This is a genomic window from Flintibacter sp., from assembly GCF_046973065.1.
In genome coordinates this window covers 1-5,436 of record NZ_JBKVXZ010000094.1, presented here as the reverse complement: position 1 = coordinate 5,436, position 5,436 = coordinate 1, and the positions used below count along the sequence as shown (strand labels likewise).

The window sequence follows — 5,436 nt, the reverse complement described above, 5'->3', positions numbered from 1 at the left end:
GCTTTGGATTGTCTCCACGGGATGATCCGGGAGCGGCGGGCTGCGGAACAGCAGCAATAGAGAATAACTTCGGCGCTTTGGCAGCAGCAGGCCGCCGGAGCGCCGAAGCTTTTTGCGGTTTATTAAAATTTTGCGAAAGTTTCCGGAAACGGTGGCAAAGGCGATGGAGATAGGATATAATCAAACAGAAAGAAGCCGAGTCCGGCAGGGGAGAGGGACCCCTCTCTCCGGAATAAATAGAAAAGGACGATGAACCGATGCCTACCAATACCTATGAGAGCCCCCTTTCTTCCCGTTACGCCAGCGACGAGATGCTCTATCTCTTCTCCGCGGACAAGAAATTCACCACCTGGCGGCGGCTGTGGGTCGCCCTGGCCCGGGCCGAAATGGAACTGGGCCTGCCCGTCACCCAGGAGCAGGTGGATGAGCTGGAGGCCCACATCAACGATATTGACTACGAGAAGGCCGCTCAGTGGGAGAAGAAGCTGCGTCACGACGTGATGGCCCACGTCCACACCTACGGCGAGCTGTGTCCCAAGGCCATGCCCATCATCCACCTGGGCGCTACCAGCTGCTACGTAGGCGATAACACCGACGTGATCCTCATGCGGGAGGGTCTGGAGCTGGTGCGCCGCAAGCTGGTGCGGGTCATTGCCAAGCTGGCCAAGTTTGCCGACGAAAACAAGGCTCTGCCCACCCTGGGCTTCACCCACTTCCAGGCCGCCCAGCTGGTCACCGTAGGCAAGCGTGCTACCCTGTGGATGAACGAGCTGCTTATGGACCTGGAGGAAGTGGAGTACCGCATCTCCACCCTGAAGCTGCTGGGTTCCAAGGGCACCACCGGCACCCAGGCATCCTTCCTGGAGCTGTTTGAGGGCGACCATGAGAAGGTGAAGGAGCTGGAGGCCAAGATCGCCAAGGAGATGGGCTTTGACGCGGTGGTTCCTGTCAGCGGCCAGACCTATTCCCGGAAGATGGATTACAATGTGGTGTCCACTCTGGCGGGTATCGCCCAGAGCGCCAGTAAGTTTGCCACCGATATGCGCCTGCTGTGCCACCTCAAGGAGGTAGAGGAGCCCTTTGAGAAGAATCAGATCGGTTCTTCCGCTATGCCCTACAAGCGCAACCCCATGCGCTGCGAGCGCATCTGCTCTCTGGCCCGGTACGTCATCGTGGACGTGGGCAACCCCGCCGTCACTACTGCCACCCAGTGGTTTGAGCGTACTCTGGACGACTCAGCCAACAAGCGTCTCAGCGTGCCCGAGGCCTTCCTGGCTGTGGACGCCATCCTGAACATTATGGAGAACGTGGCCTCCGGTCTCATCGTGCACCCCAAGGTCATTGAGAAGCACGTGCTGGAGGAGCTGCCCTTCATGGCCAGCGAGAACATCATGATGGACGCGGTGAAGCGTGGGGGAGATCGTCAGGAGCTCCACGAGCGCATCCGTGTACTGTCTCAGGAGGCGGGCCGGAATGTCAAGGATCTGGGCCTGTCCAACAACCTCATCGACCTCATTGCTGCCGATCCTGCCTTCGGCATGACAAAGGAAGAGCTGTCCGCCCACATGGAGCCCAGCGCCTACATCGGCCGCTGCCCCCAGCAGGTGGAGGAGTTCCTGAAGGAGTGCGTAGCCCCGGTGTTGGAGCGCTATCAGGACGCTCTGACCGACAAGGAGACCGAGCTGAAGGTGTAAGAAAGTCGGTGCCGCAAATATGAAACAACGGAAATTCGGGCCGTACATCGCCGCGGGGGTCACCGCCTTCGCGGTGATTGCGGCGGCCATCCTGATGTTTTTCCTGATCTACCACATTTCCGCCGTAAAAGCACTGCTGGACACCTTGACCTATATCCTGCGGCCCATTTTCTACGGGCTGGTACTGGCCTTCCTGCTTCTGCCCATCCAGCGGGGCATTTATGAGTTTTTGCTGGAGTGGCTGAAAGGGGTTTGGGTCAACTGGCCCCGGAAAAACGGGATGCTCCGCTTCGTGTCTATCCTTCTCAGTCTTGCCTTTGCCGTGCTGGTGGTGTACATCCTGCTGGCCATGGTGCTGCCCCAGCTGTACTCCAGTATTGTAGGTCTGGTCAACGCCTTCCCGGGTTATATTGACAGTGTGCAGCAGTGGCTCACGGACTTCTTCCAGGATAATCCCGACCTGCAGGAGGCGGTGCTGCCCTATTATAACAGTGCTTCCGAGTCGCTGGAGAAGTGGTTCACCGAAAATGGACTGCTCAGCAACTTCCAATCTGCCGATGCCACCATGGAATGGCTTCAAACTGAGCTGTTCCCCCGCTTGACTGGGGTATTTACCAGCGTATATGCCGGACTGTGGGCTCTTGTGATGCTGCTTAAGGATCTGCTCATTGCTGTGATCGTCTCAGTGTACGTGCTGGTGCGCAAGGACAAATTTGCTGCCCAGACCAAGAAGATCACATACAGCATCTTTTCTACCCGGATCGCTGACTTTCTGGTGGAGGAGACCCGCAGTGCTTACCGCATCTTGAGCGGCTTTATCAACGGCAAGCTGCTGGACTCCCTGATCATCGGCATCATTGCCTTGGTGTGTTGCAACCTGCTGAAATTCCCCTATCCCATGCTGCTGGCAGTGATCATCGGTGTGACCAACGTGATCCCTTTCTTTGGACCGTTCATTGGAGCCATCCCCTGTGCGCTGCTGATCTTGCTGGTGAGCCCGCTGCAGTGCGTATACTTCTGCATTTTCGTGCTGATTCTGCAGCAGTTTGATGGCAACATCCTGGGCCCCAAGATTCTGGGCGATTCCACCGGCCTGGACTCCTTCTGGGTGCTGTTTTCCATCCTGCTCTTCGGCGGCCTGTTCGGCTTTGCCGGAATGGTTCTGGGTGTGCCGGTGTTTGCTATGTTTTACAGCGTCATCAGCCGCCTGGTACGCTTCGGCCTGCGGAAAAAATCCCTGCCGGAGGATACCGCAGTTTATCTGGGAAAAACCGGACCGATGGCAAAGAAAAAGGAATAATAATGATGGGCGTCCGAAAACCGGACGCCCATTTTCCTTTGTCTGCCCCGGCAGGGGAGACCTTATAAAAAATACGGGCGCCTGGCTTTTGGCCAGACGCCCGATTGTTATTACATGGAAGTGGTCAGAACCTTCTTCAGGTGAGCGAAGCGGGGCAGGGAGTTCTCCTTGGGAGTGTTGGCCTCGCCCTGGATGAGGGGAAGGACATAGTCGATGAACTCCTGCTTGACGCCGTTGCCGGCCTCGTTGATCCACTCGCGGGGAACCTTCTTCTCGAAGTTAGCCACGATGTCCAGGGGCTGCAGCACGGTCTCGCACTTGTAGCCGCCCTCGCGGGTGCACTTGAAGGCAACCATCTTGTCGGTGGTGCCGGCCACAGCGGCCTCAACCGCGGCAGCGCCGGCCTGCCAAGCCTCGGTGACGTCGGTACGGGAGGCAACGTGAGAGCCGCAGCGCTGCAGCAGGCTCAGCTCGATGCCGCGGACCTTGGCGCCGGTGGCGTTCTTCACGGTCTCAGCCAGCAGAGCAGCCAGGCCGCCCAGCTGAGCGTGACCGAAGCCGTCGGTGGCAGAGGTCTTAGCCTCGGAGACGAAGGTGCCGTCGGCGTAGTGGATGCCCTCGGAGACAGCCACCATGCACTTGCCGGTCTTCTCGTAGATCGCCTTCACGTCGGCCAGGAACTTGTCCATGTCGAAGTCGGTCTCAGGCAGGTACACCAGGTCGGGGCCGCAGCCGGTGAGGGAAGCCAGGGCAGCGGAGCCGGCCAGCCAGCCAGCGTGACGGCCCATGATCTCCACCACGGTGATCATGCCGGTGTCGTACACGTGAGCGTCCTGCCACACCTCAGCGCAGGAGGTGGCGATATACTTGGCGGCAGAAGCGAAGCCGGGGCAGTGGTCGGTGCCGTTCAGATCGTTGTCGATGGTCTTGGGTACGCCCATGATGCGGCACTCATAGCCCACCTTCTGCATGTACTTGGAGATCTTGTTGCAGGTGTCCATGGAGTCGTTGCCGCCATTATAGAAGAAGTAGCGCACGTTGTACTTCTGGAAGATTTCCAGGATGCGCTTATAATCGGTGTCATCCACATCGGGATCAGCCAGCTTGTAGCGGCAGGAACCCAGAGCAGAAGAGGGGGTGTACTGCAGCAGGTCCAGCTCGGCGGGATCCTCCTGAGCCATGTCGTACAGCTTGTCCTCCAGAACGCCCTTGATGCCGTGGGCGGCGCCAAGCACGCGGGTGATGCAGTCCGCCTTCAAAGCGGTCTGGATAACACCCTGAGCGCTGGCGTTAATGACGGCAGTGGGGCCGCCAGACTGGCCAATGATGCAAGCACCGGTGAGTTGATTCATGTTTGCTTCCTCCTAAACAACTTTAATAGACTTCAAAAGAGTTTTAGCGGAAAATTCTCTACTAAATAATAACACGCACCCTTGTATTTTGCAATCGTTAATGGTACAATAAGGGCCGTAAAAAATATTAAGGAGATGGTCAATATGCCATTGGTCACCACTACCGAGATGTTTAAGAAGGCCTACGACGGCGGTTACGCTATCGGCGCTTTCAACGTTAACAACATGGAGATCGTCCAGGGTATCACTGAGGCTGCCCGCGAGGTCAACGCTCCCCTGATCCTCCAGGTCTCCAAGGGCGCCCGCGCCTATGCCAACCACACCTACCTGGTGAAGCTGGTTGAGGCTGCTGTCATCGAGTGCCCCAACATTCCCATCGCTCTGCACCTGGACCACGGCCCCGACTTCGAGACTTGTAAGAGCTGCATCGACGGCGGCTTTACCTCCGTTATGATCGACGCCTCCTCCAAGCCTTTCGAGGAGAACATCGAGATCACCAAGAAGGTTGTTGAGTACGCTCACGACCACGGCGTGGTGGTTGAGGCTGAGCTGGGTACTCTGGCCGGCATCGAGGATGACGTTAAGGTTGCCGCTCACGCCGCTTCCTATACCCGTCCTGAGGAGGTCGAGGAGTTCGTTGCCAAGACCGGCTGTGACTCCCTGGCCATCGCCATCGGCACCAGCCACGGTGCTTACAAGTTCACCGCTGACCAGTGCACCCGCAATGAGAAGGGCATCCTGGTTCCCCCGCCCCTGCGCTTCGACGTGCTGGAGGAGGTCTCCAAGCGTCTACCCGGCTTCCCCATCGTTCTCCACGGCTCCTCTTCCGTGCCCCAGAACTACGTGAAGATGATCAACGAGAACGGCGGCAAGATGCCCGACGCCGTGGGTATCCCCGAGGAGCAGCTGCGTAAGGCCGCTTCCATGTCCGTGTGTAAGATCAACATCGACTCCGATCTGCGCCTGGCCATGACCGGTACCATCCGTCAGTTCTTCAACGAGCATCCCGACAAGTTCGATCCTCGTGAGTATCTGAAGCCCGCCCGCGCCAACATCAAGGAGCTGGTCAAGCACAAGATCATCGACGTGC

The 5,436-nt window shown here is 58.1% G+C and carries 4 protein-coding genes; 3 read left to right on the top strand and 1 reads right to left on the bottom strand.

Annotated features, from left to right (window positions below; all coding sequences use genetic code 11):
• Nucleotides 1-257: 257 nt before the first annotated feature.
• Nucleotides 258-1,694, top strand: a complete 1,437-nt coding sequence (purB, locus tag ACLTXB_RS18475) for an adenylosuccinate lyase (RefSeq protein WP_008980627.1) — start codon at nucleotides 258-260, stop codon at nucleotides 1,692-1,694.
• A gap of 19 nt (nucleotides 1,695-1,713) precedes the next feature.
• Nucleotides 1,714-2,994 carry an AI-2E family transporter gene (locus tag ACLTXB_RS18470; RefSeq protein ID WP_428227951.1) on the top strand — a complete coding sequence of 427 codons (1,281 nt, stop codon included), beginning with the start codon at nucleotides 1,714-1,716 and terminating at the stop codon, nucleotides 2,992-2,994.
• A 110-nt stretch (nucleotides 2,995-3,104) separates the two neighbouring features.
• Here the strand turns inward: ACLTXB_RS18470 and ACLTXB_RS18465 are convergent, their stop codons facing one another.
• A complete protein-coding gene (locus ACLTXB_RS18465; protein ID WP_008980629.1) occupies nucleotides 3,105-4,346 on the bottom strand; it encodes a 6-phosphofructokinase in 1,242 nt (413 codons plus the stop codon).
• Between the two features lie 144 nt (nucleotides 4,347-4,490).
• Here ACLTXB_RS18465 and fba point away from each other — a divergent pair.
• Nucleotides 4,491-5,436, top strand: a 946-nt coding sequence (fba, locus tag ACLTXB_RS18460; RefSeq protein ID WP_428227950.1) for a class II fructose-1,6-bisphosphate aldolase, incomplete at its 3' end; no start/stop codon positions are given.